The sequence below is a fragment of the Legionella nagasakiensis genome, assembly GCF_900639915.1.
In the GTDB taxonomy this organism is placed as follows: domain Bacteria; phylum Pseudomonadota; class Gammaproteobacteria; order Legionellales; family Legionellaceae; genus Legionella_A; species Legionella_A nagasakiensis.
Genome location: NZ_CAAAID010000011.1, coordinates 1 through 24,705, shown reverse-complemented (window position 1 = coordinate 24,705; position 24,705 = coordinate 1). Strand labels below are relative to the sequence as shown.

The window sequence follows — 24,705 nt, the reverse complement described above, 5'->3', positions numbered from 1 at the left end:
AGCTCATATGGTACTGTGCTTATATGGGCTGAGTTTTATGGGTGACTTTAAGGAAGATAATAATTTCTGTATTCGATTGTGTAAAAATCGGAAAGAAAGAAATTCAAAATTATAATTATATAATTTAATAAAAGTGCCATCGGATCCAAACTGCAATAATATCTTATTAATTTGATCTACTTGCGCTTTATTGGCGGGTAAAGTAGCAATCCCAAGACCATTACCTATTCTAAAATGTTCTTTCAGTACCTTGGCATATTCTGGATATTGACGCTGTAAATACAAAACCGTTAAATAATTTGCAAACATGGCATCTATTTTGCCATTATACAAGTCAGTGACTAACTCAGCCGGACGCTTGTAAGCAACAACGGTGAACTTACCGGAGAAATTTTGGTATAGATAATTAATGTATTCTCTTCCTTGTAATGCTCCTATGCGCTTATCTTGCAAATCGTTTACACTATTAATTGGATTCTTGGCCATCAGGAGAAAACCTGCTTCGGAAATCATGTAGGGTAAGGTAAAAAGGTATTTCTCTTGTTTATCGGGAGTAATGATCAAAGCTCCTATCGCAAAATCAATTTCATGTTTATCCAAGGCTGGAAGTAGATCGTAATATCGCATGGGGATATATTGGCAATCCCAATTAAGGCGATTGCATATGACATTCATTAAATCAATATCAGCACCTAAAACGCCGCTAATTTTATCATTTACCGCATAGGGAGGGTCATAAATGGGCGTGCCGATTCTGACGGTTGCATTCACCGCATAACAGTTTGCGCAAAAAATCAAAGCAACGTAGAAGATCCTTTTCATTGTTAGTCTATTGTAGTTTTTATCTAAATTATAGAACTAATTCAATAAGCATTCCTACTCCTATTGACGATAATCATATTTAAGTGGTGCAGTTTTGTTTTCGTAATGACAGTGACGCTGAAGTTCCACGCGAGGAATTAATTAAATTTGAACGTCGTATTCTGGATGAAGGTCGATCTGTGCTGGAAACAACAGATTATAATTATCCTGTATTTAGTGAATACACAGAAGCTCACATGCTAACCGATAAACCAGGAGTTTTGGTCAGAAAAAAATCATTGAAAACTATAATACGCATCATCGACGGAAGAATTTTGCTAACAGAAAGGGGTAGATAAGCAATTAAAAATAACTGTATAATTATTGGTCTAACATGAATTTTTTTTGAGATATAGGCCATTATAGCAAAATGAACAATCTTCAAATGAAAAAAGAGGCTGTTTTGATAAAAAGACAAAGTAGCGAGACGTCGTCCCCCATGAATGTAAACATGATCTGCTTCTAGAGTAAATCGCCTTAATGTAACCCGAATAAATTGTTATGGGTAGCCAATGCCTCCGAAAAATCCTTATAAGACAACTCTATTATTAGATCTTGATGAAACCACCTTTATTGCGCTTAATGAGGTAGAATTTAGTTTACATGGGGAAACCCTTGATAGCATAAAAGATTTTAAAAAAATTCACTCACACCATGTTCTCTCAAAGTATATAATTAATAGTGGTTATTATTTTTTTGTCATCAATCCAGAAAAACTTAAAACAATGATTGAAACCATTTATGCGAGAGGTGATGATATTGTTATATTCACTTCCGGATTGTGGCTTAAACCTGTACTTTCTATTATTTCCCAACTCTGCAATTTATCGGACGAAACCAGTGAGCTCTTTAATCAATCCTTATTTCTCAATCCACAACATGACAGTGAAAAATTAGGTTTACCGCAAGGAACCGTATCTTCTCTTTTAAAAGCCTATCGCCTGCATGGTCTTTTTCGTTCAACGCCAGAACTTAGGAGTAGGCATTTTGTTTTACTCGATAATGATAGAAATCATATCGCTTCCTGTGAAAGCTGTCTTTATCTTGATGGTGTTGTAGCTGCCACAGATAAAGAAGATATTAGTTTTTATGATATGGTTCTCGAGAAAATGGAATTAGCCCACAGTGAAGAGACAAGATGTTCGCCATCGTCATCTTGCTATTATTATCCGGAAGCGATTTTAAAAACCTTTATACAAATAGCGCGTAAAGAGGCAGAAGAAGAAAAGGTTAAAATGACTGTATGATCAGTCCAGAATGTAAGTTCAAGGCTCATTTTTAGAAAAAATTCGCGAGAGTAAAGATAAATAGAAATCCAACGGCCATGGCTACGGCGGACGATTGCTGATAATGACGTTCTTCCGCTGCTGGTACTAACTTTGTGATGGTTAGATAAAATAATCCGCCCCCGGCGACGGCAATTAAAAATCCGAGGATTGAAGAAGGTAATCCGCGAAGAAAATACCACCCCAGCAATGAAGATATCAATAAGGCTCCGCCAATTAAACTTGTCCAGCTAAGAATCCGTTGCCTGTAGCTATGTTTTTGAGACTCTTGTTCTGCACGTATGAGTTCGCCTACACTGAGCCCTTCACTAAGATTATCAACCACGATTGCCAAGCCAATCAATAATCCCAAACCAGGCTTGATGGCTGTTCCGACACCAATGCTTATTCCTTCAATGAGTTCTTCTACGCTGGTGCCTCCTGCCAGAACGGTTACTTTGCCCTGTTTAATATGATGTCGTCGATAAAACTGTCGGACTTTGAGGTATTGCTCTGATTCTTGTCCAGCCAGTTTTCCTCGATGAACAAGCAAGTCAAAGGCATACACCAGAATAAACCCAACCGCAAACCCCATGACGGTAACTGGCAGCGAGCTCAGTTCTTGTGCCTGTGGAAGCATTTCAAAACTGGCAGTCGCTAGTAGAACTCCACTGGCAAAGCCGAGCGCCAGTGACATAAAAAAAGTCGTAGGCTTGTGCCAGATTGCAATCAAACCGCCAACAGGGGATGCTATTGCGGCTACTATAGCAATAGTCATAACCAGAATGAAGTCTTGCATATAGCCATCCAATGTTGAGTGAATTATCTCCAATAATAAGCGATTTTTTCGATTTTGCATGGTCCACCGATGAGGCAGGCTTTGCTTTATAAGAGATATTTATAGCTGGTTTCCACTGCTGCGGTATTATTTTCTTTTGCGCTCTTTGGCCGCATGTCTGACAGAAGGAGACCAAATCGCTCAATCTAATGTAATCATCAATCGTATGGTAGAATCCATGTTCTATAAAAAAGCCGTGAGTTTGGATGAATCAACTTTTGTTGTTTAATAAACCTTATGGTGTAGTTTGCCAATTTATGGGTAACGCAAGAGAAAAAACGCTTGCCGATTATATCCAATTGCCGGGTTTTTATGCCGCTGGACGATTGGATAAAAACAGCGAAGGATTACTCCTATTAACGAATGATGGTGCTCTACAGCATCGTTTAAGTCATCCTCGCTTCAGTAAAAAGAAATACTACTGGGTTCAAGTAGAAGGCATTCCTGATGAAAGCCAATTGGCCCCATTACGGCAGGGTTTAAGGATTGGAGATCAGCAATTTTTACCTGCCAAAATAAAACGGATTGATGCGCCTGAGATTTGGCCGCGAGATCCGCCGATTCGGTTTCGTCTGTCCATACCGACGAGCTGGTTAGAGATTGTGTTAGAGGAGGGTAAAAATCATCAGATTCGCAAAATGACTGCGGCTATTGGTTTTCCAACCCTTCGATTAATTCGATATCGGATTGATCGCTGGACATTAGAGAATCTGGCACCAGGAAAGCAACGTCTGGTGTCAATATAATTGGCTTTAACTATTTTTATGAGTTTTACGAGATAAAGACAAGGTAGCTGCTTGCAGCCGGGATTACAATATAGATTAGATGATGCCAAGATTCATCACCTATGCTTATTAGTACCCCGCTGGGTATTTATCTCGTGCCTGAGGTTTGCGATCTTGGAATGTTCAAACCAGTTAATATGGTATTAATTTTTTACAAATATAATAATATGTTGAAAAATGGTTGCTTAGAGAGTGTAAGTATGAGTAATGAAAGTGATACAAAGGAAAGCTTAGGTGAACGGGATTCAAAGTTAAATTATAAGCAAACACTTAATATTGACGTCGCCAGTGGATTGATTGCAGGTGTGTCAAATTCAGGGCTTTTTAATCCATGGGATCGCGCCTTATATTTATCGGTGAAATATAACCGTCCTTTCTTATCCATTCAAAACTTTAAATCTCCATATCAGGGGTTCTCTCAAGCATTAGTGCAACGCGCATTTCTTGGTGGTATTTACTATGTTGCTCAGGGGGAATTAAATACTTACCTGCTCCCTTATCTGCGTCATAATCTAAGTATCAGTCAAACTCTTTCCCAATTTTATGTTGGTATGCTCGCAGGAAGTATTGGAGGTGTGTCGACCAATAGTATTTCTGCTATCAAATACCATACGTGGGGACAAGAAAACGCATCGTTTCGCTCAAGCATTCGTGAGATGTGGACGCTTGGAGGTTTTAAACCTTTTCTAAAAGGAACGACTGCCACTATGACACGCGATATGGTTTTTGGAAGTACTTATGAAATGTTGCGTAGTTTTATGAACACCTCTGCCAAAGAAGATAAAACGACTGGCTCGACGCCGTCCTGTCTTGAATTTATATATAATGCAGGCGCAGCTGGAGTGGCTACGATTGCATCAAGTCCGTTTAATTACGTTCGCAATATACAATACGCAATGCCTCCAAACCGAAAACCACCATCCATGCATGAGGCATTAACCAACGTGTGGAATGAATCAAAGAATACCCGACAACCTCTCTTGAGTCGATTGAGTTTTTTTCAACAACAATTCAGAATTGGATGGGGTACTGCAAGAGTTGCCGTTGGAATGGCGGTTGGTCAAAAATTATTTGATTGGACACGAGAACATCTTCGTGATTTATCATCATACTTTCCTGCGAGTGGTTTGAAAAAATAAGTAATCAAGAGAGCAGACGTATTAAAGCCTGGGGGTTCCAAAAAAACTAATAGCTTGGTGAATTGCTTGCCAGATTAATAAGTTCCTCCAAATAATCGTTTAAATCATCTACCAGATATCATAACTTATGTTTTCAAATTGCTCATTAAGTTATATAATAGCGCAAATTGATTTGTGTATGCTTGGAGTTTTGTATGTTTGGTATGTTATTTGAAAATTCAATCATGTTAAATGTTCGGTATTATTCTAATCAAGCGTATGAAGCCGTGGTAGGTCTTCTTAGTCAAATAGAAAGATTCGGCATAGGCTATACCAGAGAATTTATTCATGATCCTAAATTGATGATCAAGACATTAACCACTGAAGCACGACGCAGTGAAGCCGGTTATAGTGTTGTCGGCTTGGGGTATTTAGGTGGAAATTACGCAGTGGTTACACCAAAGTCTCAAGCGCAACTTGTTGAATTACTAAATCAATTTGACAAAGAAAAATCTGGCCGAAAAGGACATGCCGCGTTTAAATTCTTTTCTGGCAATGATTTTTTTATTATTTCAGACACGGGACATGATGCCTTAACATTGCGAAAAAATTTGTCCCGTTTTCTCATTCCGTCTAGATTGGTTAATCCTATCATCACAGAAATTGAAAGTAATATGGACGCTGCTGCAGACATCCAAATCAGACATGCAGTCTGCGGCATTGTTCGAGCGGTTATGGTAGAAAATATATTAGGTGTTAAGCAATTACCAACCAATACTTACGATTTGATGGAATCTTATCGAAATGATGTGAAGCGTTGGGGGGCATTTCCTTTTCCTGAATTGCTGAATTTGATGCCAAGCTTAAGAAAGAAACGAGATGTTTACAGAGCGTTTTCACGAGGTATTTTAGAGCAAGAGTTTGAAAAACTGGTCGAAGTACTTCATACAGACGAACACCCAGAAAATGCAAATTTAATTGCTGCCGCTGTGGTTAGTTTGTTTAGAGACGAACATCCAAGCCTTTCAGCAGATGAACTGTCCTCTGCAATCAAATCATTGCCTGTTGATGATATTAGAAGATATTTTGAAAATCCTATGGTTCAATCTCTTCCGATGATATTAAAAGCTGCAGACAATCTAACGGATGCAATTGTACTATGTCTGGAGCAAATTGCCTTAGACCCCAGCAAGCTTCAGATGCTTAGGGATGAAATTGATGGGGCTGGGTTGATGATTGAAGATGGAATGGATATTGGGCTTCTTAAATCGCTACCCATATTGAATGCGTTTTATAAGGAATCCGTGCGGTTTGATGCACCTGTTGCAGTACCCAGATATACCCAAAGAGGATATTCATCAGACTCAATGACTATTCCACCTAATACCATGATTATATTTGATTTGCATGCTTTAGCTAAAGGCGAACAATACTGGACTAATCCTGATGAATTTGACCCTAAACGCTTTTTGCATCCCGGCTCAGAAGCTAGCCGTACCACAGGTCAATTTCCCTTGGTTCCTTTTTCAGTAGGCTTGCGTAATTGCCCGGCATTTGCAGTGACGGAAGTTTTGTTTAAAGCGGCCATTGCTAAATTTGTTTCAGGGTATGAACTTCAATTTGTTGCAAAAGGCGAAGGCGATTCAACATTGCATATTACTTCCAGAGATAAATCTCTTGAACTAGTAAAATAATCAATAACACTCTGTATAGGAGTTGTGTTGGCTACAAGCAGCTAGGCTGCTTGTAGCCAAGGGTTTACCTCACTCTAAGTCGATATGGAAATTGTTAGAGTTTCGCAACATTTTCTGGGTTATTATCCAAGATATTCGAGTAAAAAAGGAAAAAAAATGAAAAAAAGTCCCAGAATTAAATAAAATAAAAATTGATCTTGAATGCGTTTTTGTTCTTTTGCTCTTGAACGAAGCATGTAAAATGCAATAAAAAGAAAAACAATGCCAATCATTAAGCATAGAACTTGGACGGCTAAAAATACGGACATAAAATAGGGAGAAGTTGTCTGGGCAACCTTTTCTTTTACTGAAATGATCTCAGCCGCAGCGGCGTATAAATTCATATGTTTAGCGTAAGAATGTTTTTTAAATCCTCGCTCTATTTAATCAAGATTTCAAGTAGAAAATCTGATAATTAGAAGACAACAAGCAGTCTGGCTGTTCGCCAGCCAGGATCTATGGAATACATATTGAGCATTATTCTTGAATAGTAATACTTTCAATAACCACGGGTGTTATTGGTTTATCTTGCGGATCTGTAGGCACATTACTAATTTTATCCGCAATGTCTTGCCCAGAAATGACTTGGCCAAACACATTGTAGCTGCCTTTTAAGCTGGGAGTTGGTGCCACGGTAATGAAAAATTGACTGCCATTGGTGTTTGGTCCAGCATTGGCCATTGCAAGTACGCCGGGTTTGCTAAAACTTGCGTTTGTATTTTCATTATTGAATGTGTACCCTGGTCCACCGGTTCCATTTCCAAGTGGGTCGCCACCTTGAATCATAAAACCGGGAATCACACGATGAAAGGTTAATCCATTATAAAAAGGGCGTTTAACCAAGTCACCTGTCTTTGGATCTTTAAATTCTTTTGTTCCAGTTGCCAAGCCCACGAAATTTGCAACGGTATTGGGAGCTTCTTTTGTAAATAATTCGCAGGTAATGCTGCCTTCGGAGGTTTTAATGATCGCAGTTTCTGCGTGTGTTGGCATTATCATGGCTGTTGACAATAAACCAACGAACAAAGAAGCTATTTTTTTCATGTGAAAATCTCCACGGATTGTCATAATGAGCATGATGGCTCTAACAAAAAGTGAAACTTAAGCTATGACCAATTAACATTATCACATGCTATCCAGCTATACCAGAAGTCGGGATAAAAAAAATTATTGACGAAATACAAGATTTTGTTTTATACCATTTAGTTACATGGAAAGAATAAAGCGAGGTGTACAATGGGCTTACATGCTTTGGGTAACGCATCGTTTTTCAAGAAGTCCTTATCGTGTCCCGAGTTGGGTGGAGCGGAAACACACGAGGAACTTATTCAAGCTGCGCGAGTCATTCGGCAATGGTGGAGGCAAGCCCATTTAAGGCAAACCGCAAAAGAGTCTTCTCAGTATTTCCAGCATGTCGTGTCACTCCAAAAAGCCGATGGCAAATCTTTTTCTGATTTAGAAGCATTTATTCTTGACAGAAATACTCTGGCTACCACACGTAAGCTCCTGGCGCACTTGGAGCAAGCTAAAGATCTGATTATACCTGAGCGCGGTCGCTGCCCTGATTTATCCCGGCCTGAGCGCGTTTTTCTTTCAGCCTATCTCATTGCCACAAAATCCGATCATATATTTGAATCGCCTACCGAAATTGACGCGCTTTTGTTAACTCATGCTGATGAAATGCTCAAGTCATTTGAAAGACTATGCAAATTTATGGGCGAGACCTATATGGACAAGAGGCCTCGTAAAATTGATTCTCCAATAGCCAGGGAAACTCCTTCTTCTGATCAAGTATTTGCGGCCATGGAGCATTATCAATTGCACCAGTCCCGAGAAAATATAGAAAATGATCACACTTTTATGACTGAGGGACGAACCTATTTGGAAGCGTTTCATCATGCGCAGGTCGCCTATTATGAGACATTTTCCAAATGGGAGGCTGATAATCGTTTTAAACTTGCCAAAATTTGCATTGCCCAATATTTACGAATAGAGGCAAAGCGTTTTGCAATTTTCTCAAGTCCTGACCCAAGGCAGCTTGAAATGTACGAAGGGTTTGGCAGTCAGCAAGAAACATTACGTGGGAAGGTTGAGGAACTTCTTGGGGGAGAAGGGATTCTCATGCTCGAGCATGATTTACAAGGACTACGGGCTGCACTTGAAGCAAACAAATGGGTGACCGCTCCTGCGGAGGTTTTACTGCATGAGTTAGCATTGAATCCAGAGTTTACGCTCCCACCCGGGGCGTGCATGATTCATCCAAGGAATGATATTGATGCAGCGATAATGGCAGTAACCGCAGAACCGCTTAATTTGGACCCCATGTTAGAGGTGTTAGCCGAGATCCGTGAGCAGATTGCTCTTTTCACACCTCGTAATAGAATCCGAATCATGCAGTTACGAGAAGAATTTGGTCGGAAAGCACTGACTGACCAAATTGAGGCAGTGGGGTTGGAACGAGGGCTTTATCAAATTATGTATGCTCTCATGGAAAAAATTAAAGAGTTAGAGTCTCCCGAACATGTGCCAGAAACGGTTGCTTTTCAAAGCCAACTTGACAGAAGAATTAGTTCAGGGGAGAGTGTTGATCTGCTCTTGAAGCAGACTCTTGATTTTTACTATCATAAGTTTTCACAAATCAGCCTCGAGCTCACTAATTTCCATATTAATCAGGCGCGTACGCTAGTCTCTCATAATATCGTAGAATTTGAACGGCGTAAGTTCCAGGAACGTCTGGCAAAAAATCAGTTTAATCTAGCATCTGTTTTGGCCTGGGTCGACTCAATAGTAAAAATACCGACAAATCACCGTCTTGACACATCTGTTTTATGCTCCCAATACATAGCGACTTATACAACGCATGCCATTTGTCTTGGCTTATTACAAAAACCAGGAAATTTCGATTTACAAGCTGTCCCTGAAACCTTTTACCTTGATAGAGGCCGTTTGGTAGACTGGCATGGAAAATACCAACGGATTTTTTATACTGCTGCAGCGATGGGGATATTTTGTCAGCAATATGGTGCAGGCCTGTCTCCACAAGAGTTGCAGGAACAGAAACAAAAAATTATGACCACTTTAGAAACAGCAAATATCACCGACCCAAAAGAGGCAGTATCTTATATTGTAAGTTTGTTTAACACATTGCTAGCAAGCAAGGGAAAACCGTTAAGTGGATCTAGCGAGAGAGCATTGACAGAGATCATGGAAAATACCTTTGCTGGTAATCATAGAATTGCAGAAATCATGAATAAACGTCTTGGAGATCAACTATGGATTTATTTCTCCAAGGGATTTTTACCAGAAGCTTCCCAGAGGCAAGCAGGATTGTACGGGTTACAAAAAGAACTTAGTCAGCTGGGTCAAGAAATGCTTCCTTTACTTCGCCTTCATACGAAGGTGCATGAGGAATTTTATAGACATAGTGTGAATGAGCGCTTATGGAATCCCTTATTTACGGTGCTGAGAGACCCTCGGGAACCCAATGAGTTCTCATCGTTGCTCTCACCGAAACAAGAATCAATCCGTGGAACTCACGCGTATATCCATAAGATGGCCTTTCTCCTTTCTGGTTTAGCGTTGATTCAGCAAACTGTTGTCTATGCGGACATGTGGAATCTGAACGCAGTGATGAAAAATTCCACGATGAAAGCGCTCGCTAGTTCATTTGGCTTAATTGATATGGTGAAAGATCCCAGGGTTTCAAAAGATGACATGGAGGCAAGATTGCTTGCTCTCATGAAACACGTTGCCAGTGAGCAAGAAATTCCATATGAGGAAGTTGATGAACAGAAAATGGTAAGAATGCTTCGTTTGGCAAAAAATAACAAATCTCCAGGTTGTCGTGCTTTTCTGGATGAACTTGCTGGAATGTATAGGCAATTTATTACGAGAGAGAAAATGCCTAAATATAATCCAAATCTGCTCACTGCAGAGTTTGCAGAAGAAATTGATGGCATGTGTGGTCAGGTAAAAGAAATCATTACTGATATTAAACGGGCTCAAATGCCTGACGATGTGGATCCTGTATTGCCAATAATTCCAACATTACGTTCAGGAATAGGTATGCGGCCAGCATAGGTTTGAGCTGAAAGATCTCCGTCATTGTAGCCTGGTTGCTTGTAATCGGGTTAACCAAACGTGAGTTTTTACTCGATGCCCACCTCATAGATCCCGGCTGCGAGCAGCCGGGCTACGCTTGCTAACATTTCAACCCGGAGGGTTTCCACTCATTAGGATAATTCAAATGAATAGATACCAAGGTCAATGTTTATGTGGTGCCTGTTGTTATACCATCGTAACTGAGCAAAAGCCAAAAGCGGTGTATTTTTGCCATTGTAGTCGATGCAGAAAAGAAACTGGTACGATGTATGGCGCTAATGTTTTCTTTAAAAAAGCTCAGTTATTATGGGAGAAGGGCGAAAATAATATTACTTCTTTCACGCTAGAAAAGACGAGAAAACAACGTGCTTTCTGCAATATTTGTGGTAGCCCGCTGCCTAGACGGGGTAAAGAAGATGAGGTTATTTTACCGGCAGGCACATTAGATGATGATACTTCTCTTGCGCCAACGGCTCATATTTTCTATGGAAGTCGTTCATCTTTGGAAGACAAGCTGATGAGCTTGAAGCAATATGATGAACTACCAAAGGTTGACTGAAGTCTGGCATGTTAAACTTTGCTCCCCAATGGATCCCCGGCGGCTTGCAGCCGTGCTACGCTTGATGAAATATATTGATTCATCCTGTAAAAAATGAATGGTGATGGTTTTTTCTGTGATTTGCTTACCCGATGCAGAAGATTGCGAATTTTTTGGTGAAATATAGGAAAGCTCAGTACAATGGGGAAAAAGATGCTCTGTCATGACCACGATGCTTAAATTGTTATTGGAGAAGGCACTTGAATAAACTGATTATCGCTTTATTCTTATGGACTGGGACAGCAATGGCTATCTCTGAATCAAAGATTGATAGCATCATTGGGCACCATTTTAAAAAATATTCTCAATTGGAGCATTTCTCAGCTATCCAAGTATCAATAAAAGCGGCTGGAAAACTAACACATTATGCCGTTGGTACTCGCAGCATCGAGTCAGGAAGCCCTCCAATTACACCTCATGATTTATTTAACATAGGCAGTATTACCAAATCATTCACTGCAGCCTTAGCTGTCATTGCTGAGTCTGAAGATAAATTACATTTGCAGGACAAATTAAGTCAGCATTTAAAACAATATCCTCATTGGAGTAATTTATCATTAACACAGCTCTTGAATATGAGCAGCGGTATCCCAAACTATTCTGATGCGCCTAAGATCAATTATCTTATGAGCGTTCACTTGAAACAATACTGGGATCAAGCAGAGCTGGTTGATCTTGTCTATCCTCAGCGTGACAATCCACCTTTAAAATCTGGATATTTTTATAGCAATACAGGCTATATTCTTATGGATATGATTTTAACTAATCAATATCAAAAACCTTACAAACAATTACTTCAAGAGAAGATCCTTTCTCCTTTAAAATTAAAAAATACCTTCTATCCAATACCTCAATATTCAGTAGAAATGTTGCAAAGAATGGTTCATGGTTATTCCTATAATATATATGATAATCCTGAGCTTCTCGGACGAGATGTAACTGAAAATAATTTAAGTTGGGCAGGTGCGGCAGGAGGCCTTGTCGCAAATAGCGAGGATGTCATACATTGGGTAGATGCTTTGTTTGTAACTGATGCTATTTTGACACCTGAACAAAAACATGAAATGCAGACATTGATCTCAGTCAGTGATGGTCAACCAATGAAACAGCCTGACACACAGAGCCCACGTGGTTTTGGTTTAGGTATTGTGGGAAATTATGATAAAGAGATTGGTGTGTTTTGGCTATATGAAGGAGAAACTTTGGGTTATCGCGCGCTCTACATGTATGTGCCCAAGACTCGGGTTATTATTGCAGCATTGTTCAACAGCGCAACGAATAGTGAGAATGATCATTCAGGTGAATTGATGTTAACGCTGTATCGCGAAGTTCTCCGTGGACAAGAATCTCATCCTGCAGAGTCAACAAGATAAGCTATGTTATTCACAATTTGGAACTTGTCAGCTTTGTTTTTTATAAGGATAGGTTATTAACTTTGGGATTTGCCAAATCGGTCCAATACATAAGCCCCCATGTTGTTTGCAATTTCTTCTTCCGCAAAAAATACTTTTCCTGTGATTTCTTTCTGTAACCATGCTGCTTCGTCTTCATTATGTGTTCGTATCACTATCTCTATAGATGGATTCAGCGTGCATGCGCGGTCAATCATCTGTCGCACATGCACTGTATCTGATATGACAATGATAAGCATGCTGGCGCGGGCAATATGGGCTTGGATCAGTACTGATGGTTCGGAAGCGTCTCCATAAACCGCCGGGATTTTTTGCACTCGAAGCCGTGCAATCGATTCACGATTTTCATCAACAACCACGTAGGGAATTCCTTTAGAAAAAAGTAAATTTGCAATACGTTTTCCTACCCGTCCATATCCTACCAGTACCACTTGGCCAGCCAGGTATTTTTCACTGGTTGTCATGGGTAATTCAGCCAGAGGATCAGCGGAACGTTCAAAAATTCTGGCTAACTTGGTGCGAGACCTCGCCCACGCCTGGATAGGTTCTATGAGTTGAAATATCAGTGGATTGATCGCTATTGATATCAGGGCACCGGCAAGAATAAAACTTCTTCCCTCCACGGAAAGCATGCCAAAACGGATGCCAAGTTCAGCAAGAATGAATGAAAACTCACCTATTTGCGCTAAGCTGGCTGATACGATCAGCGCTGAATGCAAGGGATAACGAAAAGCAATCACGATGGCAAATGCCGCAAGTGATTTGCCAACAATAATAATGCTTACTACCGTTAGAACTTGCAGTGGCTTTTCAAGCAAAACAGTCGGATCAAATAACATGCCAACTGAAACAAAAAATAACACTGCAAAAGCGTCTCTAAGCGGCAGCGATTCTTCGGCAGCACGGTGACTCAATGAAGATTCACGCATAATCATGCCAGCGAAGAAAGCTCCCAGAGCAAAAGATACCCCAAAGAGCTTGGCAGCCCCATAAGCAATGCTAACCGCTGCAGCAATAACACATAAAGTAAATAGTTCGCGTGAACCGGTGCGCGCAATTTGCCACAGCAGTTTGGGAAAAATGCGTCGTCCTACTAACAACATCAATGCAATAAAGGTTGAAACTTTAATCAAGGTAATGCCAAGAAGCAACCATAGAGGTTTATGGATGTCTATGGCCAAGCCTTCGCCAAACCAGTGAGATAAGGGGGGCAGCAACACCAACACAACCACCATGGCTAAATCTTCAACCAACAGCCAACCCACTGCAATATGACCATTAACCGATTCTAATACGCCTCTTTCCTCCAGTGCTCTGAGTAATACCACCGTGCTTGCAACAGACAAGGAAAGACCAAAAATTAAAACACTGCTATAATTCCAACCCCACATCACTGCCGCACTGGCCCCAAAAATTGTTGCGACGACCATCTGAACAATAGCACCTGGTATGGCAATTTTGCGTACCTTCAGCAAATCCGCCAGTGAAAAATGCAACCCTACCCCAAACATCAATAGCATGACTCCAATTTCTGCGAGCTCTTGGGCAATGTCGGCATTAGCCACGAACCCGGGAGTAAAAGGACCAATGGTCACGCCTGCTAGTAAATAACCCACTAATGCTGGAAGTTTAAATCGTACGGCGATGAACCCCATGACTAATGCCAATGCAAATGCCATTGCGATGGTAGTAATTAGTGGGAGGCTATGATGCATATCCATATTTCCTGTTTTATTATTCGCTTTAACGTTTAATCTATAAGAACACCATAAGTTTGCTCTCAACGCAAAAAATAGGTCATCTAAATGTTGTGGTATAGGAAATAGCATCTTGCTTTACATTACCAGCTTAGCCATTTTTTAAGCTATACTTTGTATACAATCATTGCCAATGATCCACTTGATTATGGAAACTGAAAAAGGTTTGGCTGTCACAGCCTTTTCAATGAATGCTGTAGAGAGCATTAATGATTTTCATCACCAGATATTGGGATCAGGGCCTGACGCCCTTAAAATCTTGGATGCCGCAGTCAATTATCCTGATTGCCCATTAATTCAAACTTATGCAGGAATTGCATACTTATATGCGCAAGAAAATTCCGCTACTGAAATTGCGGAAAAATATTTTGCACAAGCAGAAAAGACCTTGCACTCCGCAAATTTACGTGAAAAGTTAATTTACTATGCTGCCAAGGCGTGGGCTTCTTTAGATTATCAGGGTGCTCTTAGCATACTAACTGCCATCGTACATTTATTTCCCCGCGATACTTTAGCGCTAAAATTTGCGGAATGGTTGTTTTACTGCGTTGGGCAGGCTCAGAATGCGGAACCTTTTCTGTCTCTTTGTGAGCAAGCTGCTGGTGCGAATCAAAAGGAGCCCCACTTTTTAGCGATCCATTCGTTTGCTTTAGAATTAAACGGCCGGTATCAAGAAGCGCAGCAAATGGCTGAAAAAGCAATGGATCTTGAAGCTGCAACTCCCTGGGCTCACCACACTCTTGCTCATGTCTATTTATTAACTCAACAAATGGATAAGGGGACGCTTTTTTTAGAAAGCGTGGCACCTTCCTGGAATCAAATTTTTACTTTATTAAAAAGCCACAATACTTGGCATTTAGCTTTATTTTATCTTAGCAAACGTGATGAAAGAAAAATTCTTGAACTATATCGCCAGGGGATTTTCGGAGTGCTCCCCGATTCGGTTGGTGAGCAAATTGATGCCATCTCTTTGTTATGGCGAATGGATATGGCCGGCTTAAATCAGAAAGCGTTATACGAGAAAATAGTTTCCCATCTTAACCAACATCCATGGGAATATTATTCAGGATTTAATTCAGTACATTTTATTTATGCATTAGCTAAGTCAGGAAAAGGATCTGAGGCAGAAGAAGCGCTAAACAAATTAAAAGCACATGCTGCAAACCTTCGGCCTGCTTACGATAATAATCTTTGGAAAGACCTGCATATTCCTTTCTGTGAATTTGTTTTTCAATTTGCACGAGGAAATTACTCGGCAGCTTATAACGTAGGTACCCCTATTATTAATCATTGTTTTAAATTGGGGGGAAGTGATGCTCAAGATGAGTTATTTTTACAAACTTACCTACTAAGTTTACTCGGATGTAAGAAAACGAATGAGGCGCAAAATTTTTTCAATCGTTATTTAAGTCATTATAGAAATACATCTTTGGCTGATTACTGGTTTACCCATAAATAAGGAATTTTTAAATAAATGACGATTACAATGATTGCCCATTGCCATCAATGGGCAGGGTGGTTTTCATTATAGAGTCGTACTCAAATACGCAATTTCCTCACAATAGATTTTTACGCCGTTATTTAATATTGAAACCCTGTCGACATTTGTAGTAGAAGCCAACTGCTTTTTTTTAGATAATAAGATGATCCTTATCAAACGGGAAGATCAGATGGAAATGAAGCACATTAAAAAAGAAGTAAAACTTTTTTTACTCAATTCTTTTAGAATTAAGGATATTGGTTATTCGGATAATATTTTTGATACGGGCGCAATGCACTCTTTATTTTTCATTCAATTATTAGTTTTTATCGAGAAGAAATATAAAATTGATCTTGAGGTCGGCGAATTTGAACCAAAACAGTTAACGAGTATTGATGCTATCGCTGGCTTTATTTCCAGTAAACTATAATTCAATTCGGATAACTGTGATAAAGTTTGGTTGGATAATGCATACAGAATGGACACACGGCATGAGACAAAAAAAACTTACTATTCTTGGTGCAGGGACAATGGGTTCAGGTATTGCACAACTTTTCGCACAATGCGGGTTTTATGTCACTTTAATTGATAACCTCCAATCGCAACTAGATAAAGCAAAAACTTCTATAGCTAAAAATTTACACTATCTGCTATTAACCCAGCATTTATCATCCAAACATTCTATTGAAACAATATTGGCATCAATTTTTTTTACAACAAAACTAGATGAACTCAAGCACTCTGAATACATTATTGAAAATATTCCTGAAAATTGGGAACAGAAAAAAGCGTTATACCAGGTATTAAATGAACAATGTAGCGCAACCTGTATTTTGGGGGTAAACACTTCTTCCATATCTATTACAAAAATAGCATCGCTTGTTGGGTATCCTCAACGCGTTATCGGTGTTCACTTTATGAACCCAGCACCACAAATGCCTATGGTGGAGGTGATTAAGGGATATCACACTGATGAATTGACAATAGAAAAAACCAGGGCGTTACTTGAACAAGTTCATAAAAAAATGATTGTTGTAAAGGACTCCGTTGGTTTTGTAAGTAATCGGGCAATGATGATTTTTATTAACGAAGCCATTTTTATGGTACAGGAAAACATTGCATCCATCGAAGACATAGATGTTTTATTTAAACAATGTTTTGGGCATAAAATGGGGCCATTGCATACTGCAGATTTAATTGGTTTGGATACTGTTCTCTATTCTTTAGAATCAATATATTCAGAGCTAAACGATCCGAAATATCGGCCCTGTTGGTTATTAAAAAATATGGTCGATGCAGGGCTTCTTGGACAAAAAACAAAAAAAGGATTTTATCAATATGAATAGGGGTTGTTTACAACTTACTATTTTGACCAAGATGGTAGAATTGTAACAGACCCTAAGGAGAGGAATTTTGCCCAATTATCAACCTCGATACCTAAAGCAACAGCAATTTTTTAACCAATTTATAGAAAATTACCTTCATCCCCATGCGAAAAGTTTTGATAAAGAACAAGCTATTCCGCGAGATTTTTTTTATACATTAGCCCAACATGGTTTTTTAGGCGCTTGCATTCCTAAACGGCTTGGCGGGCAACAATGGGATGAATTGACCATTGGTATCATGCATGAGTCGTTCGCGAAAGAGCTTTGTTCCTTGGCGAATATTTTAACAGTATTGGGCATGGTGAGTAGGGCATTCATACAGTTTGGTTCAGAAGTTCAGAAGAAAACCTGGTTACCCCAAATGGCATCAGGGAAAATTTTAGCTGCATTAGCATTAACTGAATCTAATATTGGAAGTGATTTGGAACAGGTTGAAACGCAGTTGTTGGATAACGATGATGAGTTTATTCTAAAAGGGAGTAAAAAATACATCACGTTAGGGCAACTGGCTGAGTTGTTTTTAGTTTTAGCAAACTGCCAGGGACAACCCACGGTGGTTTTAGTTGAAAAGGACACGCCTGGCGTCACTATTTCACCGATGCCTAATTTTTTAGGTTTACGTTCTAATATGTTGGCAGAAATTTTTTTTGATAATTGTCGCATCCCTAAAACAAATCTATTAGGTAGTATCGGTATGGGCTTCGCCTATGTTGCTCAAACTGCTTTAGATGAAGGACGCTATACAACGGCCTATGGATGTGTTGGGTTGGGGCAAGCTTGTCTGGATGCGGCCCGTAGCTATGCTCAAGAAAGAAAACAATTCGATCGTGCATTGGATGGGCATCAGTTAATTCAAAAAATGATAGCTGAAATGATTGTACAAGTTAAAGCTGCCCGAGAATTGTGTTTTTATGCAGGAGTACTTAGGCAACAAAAAAATCCGGCATACATTGCTGAAACATTAGTAGCAAAATACGTTGCTTCAAAAATGGTTGTTTTTGTCTCTAATCATGCATTGCAAATATTTGGTGCAGCTGGTTTTGATGAAACTTATCCTGTCGAACGATATTATAGAGATGCTAAAGTAATGGAGATCATCGAAGGCACTTCCCAAATGCATGAGATACTCATTTCGAAGCTTTGCATTAATGAGTAGAGGGTATTTTAATAAATGAAATCTTCTGATCAGTACTCAACCATTTGCTCCTTATTCGAAGAACAAGTAAAGAAAAATCCAGAAAATACGGCTGTTTATCTGGAAGAGCGTCAAATTTCGTACGATACTTTTAATAAACAAGTTAATCAATATGCAAGATATTTGCAAAGAAAAGGGTTGCCATTAAATGAAATTGTTGGCATTCAACTCATGCGCTCTTTTGAAATGCTCGTGGCAATCTTTGCAGTGTTAAAAGCAGGAGGAGCCTATTTACCGATAGATCCCCTGGCTCCTGTCATTAGAAACCAAACCATCCTTGAAGACAGCCATATTAAATTTCTAATCGTGGATGATCATTCGTTATTGACAGCAAAATCTGGGTTATATGCTAAAGATAATCTTCAAGTATTAAGCATTCACGAAAATGTAAGTCATGAAAAGTGCCATAATTTAAACCTATACCGGGGAAAACAAGATTTAGCTTATGTGATGTACACTTCAGGCACTACAGGCAAACCCAAAGGAGTCATGATTTCACATCAGGCCCTAGTTAATCGAATTCTATGGATGCAAAACACATTTCCCTTACAAAGTCATGACGTATTGTTTCATAAAACGCACATTTGTTTTGACATCTCTGTTTGGGAAATTTGTTGGTGGTCTGTTGTAGGCGCCGGAGTGGCTCTTTTGCCACCAAAAAAAGAACATGACATTAAGTTATTTATTCATATGATTGAGCAATATAAGCTCAACGTTATTCATTTTGTACCCTCTGTATTACGTATATTTTTAAGTTATATTAAACAAGATTTTTCGATAAATCGCCTAAGCTCTTTAAAGTACGTATTTTCGAGTGGAGAGGCGTTGGATGCGAGAAGTGCTAATCTGTTTAATAAGCTTTTTAAAGAACAAGAAACACTATTGGTCAATTTATATGGCCCCACAGAAACCACAATAGATGTTTCTTATTTTATTTGTGAAAAGCACAAGCGTTATCGGACTATTCCAATTGGAAAGCCTATCCAGAATACTCAATTTTTTGTGTTAGATGAGCAGTTAAATGCAACCGGTTTCGAACCCGGTGAACTATTCATTTCCGGAATTGGGTTGGCTCAAGGCTATTTAAATAATCCAGGACTTACTCAAGCCTCTTTCATAGAGAATCCTTACTTGCCTGGTGAAAAAATGTATCGTACGGGAGATATAGTCTGTTGGAATAAAGAGCATGAATTATTATTTTTAGGCCGCAAAGATGATCAGGTGAAATTACACGGCATACGTATTGAATTAGGAGAAATCCAATATCATTTATTAGAGCATCCCAACATTCAGGATGCAGTCATTGTCTGTCAGAAAGTGGATTTTCTGGATCATAGAATAGTCGCGTTCTTAATTGCTCATAATAAACAAATAGAGCTTAGTCGTGCCGAACTTAAATCGTTTTTAAAAACCAGGATTCCAGATTATATGGTTCCGGAGCATTACATATGGTTAAGCGCATTGCCAATAAAAGAAAATGGCAAACTAGATAAAGAAAAACTATTGAGTCTCATTTAGCCTAAGCAACCTCTAAGAAATAGCTTATACTTAAAATAATTGTTTAATTATAAAGATAGTTGCAGCAATAGAACCATATAAAACCTGTTTTCTGTATGAAAATGACAAGGAGTGAGTTTGCACCAAACACATCTTATGACAGCTTGTTTACAACTGGGTAAATTCAGGTTGTTACCTATTTATATACTATCTGGTTAGTGTCTATGACATGGTTGGTGCGGCCAAAGAAATGGAGCTTTTAAATAATGAATGTAAATACCCAATTAAATAAAGTTGCTATTGTAGGTATGGCTGTAAAATTACCTGGAGCTAATGATCTTGAAGAATATTGGGATCTATTAAGGTTTGGCAAAGAAGCTGTTAGTAAATTTTCTGCAGAACAATTACAGCGATCGGGTATTTCTGAGCAATTAATCGCTGCTCCCTATTACAAACCATACAGAGGAGTATTAGATAACTTGGAGTCATTTGATACCCCTCCGTTTGAAAGTACTGCCAAAAATTTTGAAGTATTAGGCCTTCAAGGCAAAGTGATGTCACATTTAACTCATCGTGCTTTGAGTACCATGAGAAATCATTCAAATTGCTTAATCAAAAACACAGCGGTCTATATTGGCACCAATAATCAACCAGCCTCTCATTTCTTAGGATCTGCGTATTACGAAGCTATCGATACCCAAAAAGCAATAGAAAGGTATTATTCAAAAGTAATCGCCCCTTATATTTCTTATCAATTTGGATTTCAAGGAAGTTCCATTGATTTATATACCGCGTGCTCGTCTTCATTGACAGCTGTGATACAAAGTTGTCGAGAGTTAAATAGTTATCAATGTGATATGGCAATCGCAGGGGCATGCTTAATCGATTTACCCCAAGAAGTTGGGTATATTTACGAAGAGAACGGATTATTTTCCTCCGACGGTCATTGCCATTCTTTTGATGCTTCAGCCTCTGGCACTTTATACTCAAATGGTGCTGGGCTGGTTGTTTTAAAGCGACTTGAAGATGCCATTGCAGATAATGATCTAATCCATGCCGTTATTATGGGAGCCGCCATGAACAATGATGGTAATGCTTCAAAAGAAGGATTTATGGCACCAGGGATTCATGGCCAATACACTTGCTTGCAGTCCGCCTGGAAAAATGCAGGGATTGAACCAAGTGATCTTGATTATATTGCAGCGCATGGCGCCTCAACCAAACTAGGCGATGCAACAGAAATATACGCACTTAAGAAAGCGTTTAAAGACATTCCAGGAACAAAGCTTTTCCCACTAAGCTCAGTCATCAGTAATCTCGGCCATACGGGTATAGTATCTGGTATGGCTTCAATCATTAAAACAGTGCTTATGCTCAAAAATAAATCAATTGTTCCTTCAATTAACTTTGAAACTCCGAATCCGGATTTTATGTTGGAAGATTCGCCCCTATATATTGCCACTCAATTTCAAGATTTTCCCCAAATAAAAAAACACTATTTAGCTGGTGTTTCTAGTTATGGCGCGGGCGGAAGTAACACACACCTTGTTTTGCGTAGCTATGATGAAAACTAATATTATCTATACGCAAAGCAGTTAAGACCAAAAGCGTACAGCTGCTTTTTCTAGGCTCATTCAATACCCGAATTTGACTTTAAAGGTATAAAACGATTCAGCTTACCCGAATGCAAATAGATAATTTCAGGGACTTCAATAATCTTTATTTTGGCATCAAGTAAACCTACTTTGCTTAATCGTAAACATATGTTCTCTTGCAATTGGAGCTTGTTTATAAAACCAGTAGTTACAATTTTAATATTAACCCCGTCTATTGTTTGTTCAACCTGATATTCCTGAATGTTTTTTTCTGGTAAAAGCACTCCTAAAAAAAGCGAATGATGTACAAAAATATTGCCAGGATAATTAAAGTCACATCCAGGTCGACCTTTAGGTGCTTTTATAAGCTGATGTTGGATGCCGCAATCACAGGTTTTATTTAAAAATAAAATTTCATCCGAGTTTTCATAGCGGATTAGTGGCAAAGTATAATTATATAGATTAGTGATATACACTTTGGATGCCATAATTCCTTTATCAACAGGGCGACTTTGTTCATCCAGAGGCTCAATAATGCATTGATCATCATTCAAATGCATCTCATCCATATTAGCCCGGCAATTTAACCCCACCATGCCTTCTGTACAGCCAAATAGATTAAAAATATCCACTTTAGGCCAAGTTTCTTTGATTAAAGTTAAGGTTTGCTCAAAAAGTGGTTCTCCGCCAACAAAAATAATTTTAGGTTCAATTTTTATTTGTCCTTTTTGAACTAATTGACATACTTTATGAATGTATGAAGGAGCAGCGGTCAAGATATCAGGAAGAATTTGATTGAGACGAGCAATGACTGTATTTAAGGGTGTTACAGCCATAGGCAGAAAATACACATTTTCATTATGTCCCCAGAAGGTTTTTGCTAAAGCGTAGCCGGCAGTAGCCGTGTTTGTTACAAACAGACTAACAGTTTTTGAATTTGCATTTAGTTTTGTAGTTACAATTTGCGTGCGTTCATTATTATAGAGTGGAAAGCGGATGAATGCGGTGTGAAATGCAATCCATTCATCCCAATCATAAATAAATATGCCTCGTTTCCCACTGCTTCCTCCAGTTGCCACGACATGATAATTGGAGAATAGATACAATGTGTTGAGCCTATCATTTTTTTGGCTCATATGCTTTTCAACTAAGGCTAATGAAAGCTTGGGATTGGTGACAATTGCATCCCAATTTTCCATTAAAATGGTTTTATTTATAGTAGGAAGTTCGTCTAATCGCTCTTTGGTGAAGTTCTCGATGTTGATTTTTGCTAACGTTTTTTTATACCAGGGCGATTTTGATTTTGCGTGAAGTAATAATGCTCTCAGTCTTTTATTGATGAGGTCTTGTAGTATTTCTTTGGAATAGTGGAGTGCTTCTTGATTTTTTTGAAACTGTTTCTCGAAATCTCGAATGTGATGCAATATTAATTCATGTGGAGTGATTGATCTATAATTCTTCTCATAGATTCGATTAAACAAATGATTGAGCTTATTTAAAAAGCGAAAAAAAGACATATAATTACCTTTCTTAATGCTCTTATCATTCTGCTTTCCTTTTCAAAGCATTTTCATGTTTTTAATCCTTTGATTGTAGTATAGATTGTTTTTTGCTTAGTGCTTACGTTGTTTCGCAATCCAAATAATAGAAAAGAAAAAACACCCATTACTGGAAAGGTGAAAAGAATTACATTAGGTAAATATGGCAATATTACTGTTGAAGAAGCTAGATTAATATTGTTAGAAACCATCAATACAACTAGCAACAAACATACAGAATGAAATCCCTGATTTTATCCATCGTTTCTATACTGATTGTATCAACTTATATATCATTGCCAACGTGTCTTTCTGGAGCCACAGTTTTACCTTTTCTGGTTCGTAGTCGGATTGTTGCAAGTGCCGATTCAATTGGGTTGGTGCACGTATATGAGGCATTGCTCACCTAGCATAGTGCGTGAAATAGATTCCTTTGTATTCATGTAAATTTAACCTTTCAGGGTTTATCGTTATCCAACCACTTCTTTGTTTGTTTTTTCCATTCGGCATAACACTCATTGCCGCAAAAATATCGAACATAATCGTCCCCTTCAAATGAATTAGCTGCTGATTTTTGGACCAGTTTAAGACAGGTGTAACAGCTTTCTGTTTCGCAGTTATCCTGCAGATTAAATTTTTCAAAAGAAGTCAATAAGGGCAAGGCTTTCCTATCTTTTTTGGCATGGGCTTTGAGTGGTTCTTTATGGTGTCCCAAAGCCAACCCACCAATAATGGTATGTTCTTTAGGGATTCCTATTTGCTCTTTGGTAAAAGCCTCATCCAAGGTAACCCAGCAGCAACCAATATCAAGTGCAGCGGCCGCTAACCACATATTCTGCATGGAAGCCGCACCGCTGTATAGGTGCTGCTTATGCTGTTTTAACCACTTATCAATATCCACGCCTGTATCAACTGTCACGATAATTAACAGCTGGGCTTGAGAGATAAATGAAGCATGGTGTGCTTTCTTGGATAATGTTTTCAGGGTTTCTTTGTTACGAATCAGCGTAAAATGCCAGGGTTGTGAATTTAAAGGGCTTGGTGTGTATTGACCAGCTTGCAGTATAATTTCAGTGGTTTCCCCATTCAGAGGTTTGTCAGAAAATTGACGTACCGCCTGTCTTCGTTTTATTACTTCAAATAGTTCCATAAATAACCATCCTGTGTTTTCTAGATTAACTAAGTTACACAATGCTCACTCAGAAAAAGTGCAGAAAGCCGTTACTGGGGTAGCTTACGCGTCGTTGACTCTTTCCAGCCAGCACAAAATATTTTTTCTTTAACAGCAATTCTTCGAGCGCCACGCGCATCTCTAGTCTGGCTAGAGGTGCTCCTAAGCAAAGATGAATTGATGTGGTCAAGCAAATTTGTACACCCCAGTTAAGCGACGTTTTTCATTAACCCCCAGAACCTGTTTTCAAATTGATTCGGACTTTGATAATCCAAAAACGAATGCAACCTTTGATTATTATAAAACATGGTCATGTAATCCAGAATATCCTGTTTTGCCTCGCGTCTGGTTTGATAATTACGCCAATGAATTAATT

24 protein-coding genes are annotated in these 24,705 nt (G+C 38.9%); 15 read left to right on the top strand and 9 right to left on the bottom strand.

Annotated elements, in window-relative coordinates; translation table 11 throughout:
• Window positions 1–3 precede the first annotated feature (3 nt).
• Window positions 4–822, bottom strand: a complete 819-nt coding sequence (locus E1O52_RS09535) for a transporter substrate-binding domain-containing protein (protein ID WP_133128480.1) — start codon at window positions 820–822, stop codon at window positions 4–6.
• 83 nt (window positions 823–905) lie between these two features.
• Here E1O52_RS09535 and E1O52_RS09530 point away from each other — a divergent pair, with 83 nt between their 5' ends.
• Both E1O52_RS09530 and E1O52_RS09525 read left to right on the top strand, forming a co-directional pair.
• Window positions 906–1,160 (top strand): hypothetical protein, encoded by a 255-nt coding sequence (locus E1O52_RS09530; protein ID WP_133128479.1) that lies wholly within the window; start codon window positions 906–908, stop codon window positions 1,158–1,160.
• Between the two features lie 213 nt (window positions 1,161–1,373).
• Window positions 1,374–2,108 (top strand): hypothetical protein, encoded by a 735-nt coding sequence (locus E1O52_RS09525; RefSeq protein WP_133128478.1) that lies wholly within the window; start codon window positions 1,374–1,376, stop codon window positions 2,106–2,108.
• Window positions 2,109–2,139: 31 nt separating this feature from the next.
• On the opposite strand, the gene E1O52_RS09520 is transcribed toward E1O52_RS09525, so the two are convergent.
• Window positions 2,140–2,985, bottom strand: coding sequence for a ZIP family metal transporter (locus E1O52_RS09520; RefSeq protein ID WP_207384197.1), 846 nt, complete (start codon window positions 2,983–2,985; stop codon window positions 2,140–2,142).
• 185 nt (window positions 2,986–3,170) lie between these two features.
• Here E1O52_RS09520 and E1O52_RS09515 point away from each other — a divergent pair, with 185 nt between their 5' ends.
• The 3 genes from E1O52_RS09515 (at window position 3,171) to E1O52_RS13200 (ending at window position 6,561) form a co-directional block, all read left to right on the top strand.
• Window positions 3,171–3,710: a pseudouridine synthase gene (locus tag E1O52_RS09515; protein ID WP_133128477.1), complete on the top strand. Its 540-nt coding sequence runs from the start codon at window positions 3,171–3,173 to the stop codon at window positions 3,708–3,710.
• Between the two features lie 239 nt (window positions 3,711–3,949).
• Window positions 3,950–4,888, top strand: a complete 939-nt coding sequence (locus E1O52_RS09510) for a hypothetical protein (RefSeq protein ID WP_133128476.1) — start codon at window positions 3,950–3,952, stop codon at window positions 4,886–4,888.
• 194 nt (window positions 4,889–5,082) lie between these two features.
• Entirely contained in the window at window positions 5,083–6,561 is a 1,479-nt protein-coding gene (locus E1O52_RS13200; protein ID WP_165474770.1) for a cytochrome P450, read from the top strand.
• Between the two features lie 122 nt (window positions 6,562–6,683).
• On the opposite strand, the gene E1O52_RS09495 is transcribed toward E1O52_RS13200, so the two are convergent.
• Window positions 6,684–6,944, bottom strand: coding sequence for a hypothetical protein (locus E1O52_RS09495; protein ID WP_133128475.1), 261 nt, complete (start codon window positions 6,942–6,944; stop codon window positions 6,684–6,686).
• A gap of 133 nt (window positions 6,945–7,077) precedes the next feature.
• Window positions 7,078–7,644 (bottom strand): peptidylprolyl isomerase, encoded by a 567-nt coding sequence (locus tag E1O52_RS09490; RefSeq protein ID WP_133128474.1) that lies wholly within the window; start codon window positions 7,642–7,644, stop codon window positions 7,078–7,080.
• Between the two features lie 192 nt (window positions 7,645–7,836).
• On the opposite strand from E1O52_RS09490, the gene E1O52_RS09485 reads away from it, so the two are divergent.
• Complete coding sequence (locus E1O52_RS09485) at window positions 7,837–10,680, top strand: TCP11-related protein (protein ID WP_165474769.1); 2,844 nt, start codon at window positions 7,837–7,839, stop codon at window positions 10,678–10,680.
• A gap of 166 nt (window positions 10,681–10,846) precedes the next feature.
• A complete protein-coding gene (locus tag E1O52_RS09480) occupies window positions 10,847–11,260 on the top strand; it encodes a GFA family protein (protein ID WP_133128473.1) in 414 nt (137 codons plus the stop codon).
• Here E1O52_RS09480 and E1O52_RS13295 read toward each other — a convergent pair.
• The gene (locus E1O52_RS13295) at window positions 11,243–11,464 is read right to left on the bottom strand and encodes a hypothetical protein (RefSeq protein ID WP_133128472.1); all 222 of its coding nucleotides are present in this window, start codon (window positions 11,462–11,464) and stop codon (window positions 11,243–11,245) included. The genes E1O52_RS09480 and E1O52_RS13295 overlap by 18 nt on opposite strands.
• Window positions 11,465–11,499: 35 nt before the next feature.
• Between E1O52_RS13295 and E1O52_RS09470 the strand changes: the two genes are divergently transcribed.
• A complete protein-coding gene (locus E1O52_RS09470; RefSeq protein ID WP_133128471.1) occupies window positions 11,500–12,672 on the top strand; it encodes a serine hydrolase domain-containing protein in 1,173 nt (390 codons plus the stop codon).
• A 56-nt stretch (window positions 12,673–12,728) separates the two neighbouring features.
• On the opposite strand, the gene E1O52_RS09465 is transcribed toward E1O52_RS09470, so the two are convergent.
• Window positions 12,729–14,426 (bottom strand): cation:proton antiporter domain-containing protein, encoded by a 1,698-nt coding sequence (locus tag E1O52_RS09465; RefSeq protein WP_133128470.1) that lies wholly within the window; start codon window positions 14,424–14,426, stop codon window positions 12,729–12,731.
• Window positions 14,427–14,616: 190 nt separating this feature from the next.
• On the opposite strand from E1O52_RS09465, the gene E1O52_RS09460 reads away from it, so the two are divergent.
• The 6 genes from E1O52_RS09460 (at window position 14,617) to E1O52_RS09435 (ending at window position 21,599) form a co-directional block, all read left to right on the top strand.
• Window positions 14,617–15,927: a tetratricopeptide repeat protein gene (locus E1O52_RS09460; RefSeq protein WP_133128469.1), complete on the top strand. Its 1,311-nt coding sequence runs from the start codon at window positions 14,617–14,619 to the stop codon at window positions 15,925–15,927.
• Between the two features lie 211 nt (window positions 15,928–16,138).
• Window positions 16,139–16,378, top strand: a complete 240-nt coding sequence (locus E1O52_RS09455) for an acyl carrier protein (RefSeq protein WP_165474768.1) — start codon at window positions 16,139–16,141, stop codon at window positions 16,376–16,378.
• A gap of 61 nt (window positions 16,379–16,439) precedes the next feature.
• Window positions 16,440–17,294 carry a 3-hydroxyacyl-CoA dehydrogenase family protein gene (locus E1O52_RS09450; protein ID WP_133128468.1) on the top strand — a complete coding sequence of 285 codons (855 nt, stop codon included), beginning with the start codon at window positions 16,440–16,442 and terminating at the stop codon, window positions 17,292–17,294.
• A 67-nt stretch (window positions 17,295–17,361) separates the two neighbouring features.
• Entirely contained in the window at window positions 17,362–18,489 is a 1,128-nt protein-coding gene (locus E1O52_RS09445; RefSeq protein ID WP_133128467.1) for an acyl-CoA dehydrogenase family protein, read from the top strand.
• 15 nt (window positions 18,490–18,504) lie between these two features.
• Window positions 18,505–20,046: an amino acid adenylation domain-containing protein gene (locus tag E1O52_RS09440; protein WP_133128466.1), complete on the top strand. Its 1,542-nt coding sequence runs from the start codon at window positions 18,505–18,507 to the stop codon at window positions 20,044–20,046.
• Window positions 20,047–20,291: 245 nt separating this feature from the next.
• Window positions 20,292–21,599, top strand: a complete 1,308-nt coding sequence (locus E1O52_RS09435; protein WP_133128465.1) for a beta-ketoacyl synthase N-terminal-like domain-containing protein — start codon at window positions 20,292–20,294, stop codon at window positions 21,597–21,599.
• A 56-nt stretch (window positions 21,600–21,655) separates the two neighbouring features.
• On the opposite strand, the gene E1O52_RS09430 is transcribed toward E1O52_RS09435, so the two are convergent.
• Window positions 21,656–23,137, bottom strand: a complete 1,482-nt coding sequence (locus E1O52_RS09430) for a phenylacetate--CoA ligase family protein (protein WP_133128464.1) — start codon at window positions 23,135–23,137, stop codon at window positions 21,656–21,658.
• Between the two features lie 260 nt (window positions 23,138–23,397).
• Here E1O52_RS09430 and E1O52_RS13195 point away from each other — a divergent pair, with 260 nt between their 5' ends.
• Window positions 23,398–23,568: a hypothetical protein gene (locus E1O52_RS13195; RefSeq protein WP_165474767.1), complete on the top strand. Its 171-nt coding sequence runs from the start codon at window positions 23,398–23,400 to the stop codon at window positions 23,566–23,568.
• A 47-nt stretch (window positions 23,569–23,615) separates the two neighbouring features.
• Here E1O52_RS13195 and E1O52_RS09420 read toward each other — a convergent pair whose 3' ends face one another.
• Together E1O52_RS09420 and E1O52_RS09415 are read right to left on the bottom strand one after the other, a co-directional pair.
• Entirely contained in the window at window positions 23,616–24,308 is a 693-nt protein-coding gene (locus E1O52_RS09420) for a DUF3330 domain-containing protein (RefSeq protein ID WP_133128463.1), read from the bottom strand.
• A gap of 230 nt (window positions 24,309–24,538) precedes the next feature.
• The coding region (locus E1O52_RS09415; protein ID WP_165474755.1) for an IS3 family transposase at window positions 24,539–24,705 on the bottom strand (167 nt) is incomplete at its 5' end.